At 55.3% G+C, this 1,222-nt stretch carries 1 protein-coding gene; it reads left to right on the plus strand.

Annotated features, from left to right (window positions below; genetic code table 11):
- Positions 1–228 precede the first annotated feature (228 nt).
- Positions 229–1,203 (plus strand): IS110 family transposase, encoded by a 975-nt coding sequence (locus tag VC352_RS24795; protein WP_322982156.1) that lies wholly within the window; start codon positions 229–231, stop codon positions 1,201–1,203.
- The last annotated feature ends 19 nt before the right edge of the window (positions 1,204–1,222 follow it).

Below are 1,222 nucleotides of genomic sequence, written 5' to 3' on the forward strand. Positions count from 1 at the left end.
CCACCCTTGTATCTCGACCAAAGCCTTTCAGTGAGGCTATGGTTCCCGACTGATCATCGGGGGAGGAGTTGCAAGCCGTGTCCGCCCTTAAGCCTTGAGCTTGTAACGTAGATTGCGCTGCGCTCCTCCGCACTCATCCAGTAAGTCCGAACGGTATCCAGAGCTTCGAGCTCGCATCAGCAAGGTTGGACGGATGCAGTGACGATCAGTTACCCAAAGGAGGAGATGATGAGCACAGTTGTGGGTATCGACATCGCCAAGCACACCTTCGACATCGCGACCCTTCAGGCCAATGGCAAGCATCGCACCAAGGCCAAACTGAGCAACGACCAGAAGGGGTTTGACGTTCTGCTGCAATGGCTGGACAAACATGCTGAGCCGCAAGCCTGGATCTTGATGGAAGCGACCGGTATTTATCACGAAGCCTTGGCTGAATGGTTGTACGAACAGGGCTATCGGGTCTGCGTGTTGAATCCAGCGCAGATTGCGTTTTACGCCCGCAGTCAGTTGCAACGCGTGAAGACCGACAAGGTCGACGCCAAGCTGATTGCCGATTATGGCCATCGGCATCAGCAGGAGTTGCGTGCCTGGAAGCCAGAGCAACCAGCGATCAAGCGTCTCAAAGCTTTGACCCATCGTCTGAAGGATCTTCAGGAGTTGGAGCAAATGGAACAGAACCGTCTGGATGTGACCAGCGATGCCAAAGTCGCTGCGTCGATTCGCTCGGTACTTGAGCATATTCGCCAGCAGATCGCTGAGACGCTGGAGGCGATCAAACAGCACTTCGATGACAACGATGATCTGCGGGGCCAGCGCGACCTACTTAAAAGTATCGATGGTATCGCCGACAGAACGGCCGCGTTGCTGTTGGCAGAGCTAGGCGATGTACAGCGTTTCGATAACAGTCGCGCTGTTACGGCCTTTGCTGGTTTGAACCCCAAGCTACAGGACTCGGGGAAACACAAAGGTCATGTGCGCCTATCTCGGATGGGCTCTTCAGTGTTACGTAGCGGGCTTTACCTGCCGGCGGTGGTTTCCCTGACGCACAACGCGGCAATCCGTGCGATGGCCGAGCGATTGAGGGCAAGAGGCAAAGCCGGCAAAGAGATCGTCTGCGCGGCCATGCGTAAGCTGCTGTGTATTGCCTACGGCGTGCTCAAATCCGGCAAACCTTTTGACTCACAGCTAGCGATTGCGAGGTGATGAGTAAGACGGTATCTAC

The sequence above is a fragment of the Pseudomonas sp. C11 genome, from assembly GCF_034683865.1.
GTDB lineage: Bacteria > Pseudomonadota > Gammaproteobacteria > Pseudomonadales > Pseudomonadaceae > Aquipseudomonas.

Coding starts and splice junctions, on each gene's coding strand:
- VC352_RS24795 (WP_322982156.1), top strand. CDS start 229: ATGAGCACAGTTGTGGGTATCGACATCGCCAAGCACACCTTCGACATC.